We start from the raw sequence: 525 nt of genomic DNA on the forward strand, positions 1-525 counted from the left end.
TTCATAATGCGCTGAACCTTTTTGTGATTCACTTTCTGATCACGATTCGTTAACTCATCACGAATGCGACGGTAGCCATAACGACCTTCATTTTCCTCATAAATCGCTTTAATTTCAGCTTTCAAATCGGCATCTTGATCCGGACGATTCATTTTCTTTACTAAATCATAATACGTACTCCGTGGAATACCAGCTAGCTCCACGAGTGCCTTCACCGAATATTTATGCCTTAATTCATAGACTACTTGCGCCTTGTCTTGCTTCGTGATTTTTCCTTGTTTTGAACTAAGGCATTCAACTTTTTTAAGTACTCATTTTCCATTTCAAGCTGTTTAATACGTGCTTCAAGTGCTTCGACTGACCCGTCAGCTAAAGTTTGTTTTAATTGTTTATTTGAATCTTTTTTCATGGATGGACGCCCCTTTTTTTTAGATTGAAGGGCATCAATTCCTTGTGTTTCGAGCTGTTTTTTCCAAACAGAAATCGTTGAAGGGGCAGGAATGTTAAAGATAGCTGCCGTCTCAA

The 525-nt window shown here is 38.7% G+C and carries 1 pseudogene; it reads right to left on the reverse strand.

The window, feature by feature from the left end:
• Window positions 1-525, reverse strand: a pseudogene (locus tag F3I02_RS19655) (IS3 family transposase); the annotation flags it as partial.

This window comes from Bacillus sp. SRB3LM (assembly GCF_015712745.1).
GTDB lineage: Bacteria > Bacillota > Bacilli > Bacillales > Bacillaceae_G > Bacillus_A > Bacillus_A thuringiensis_K.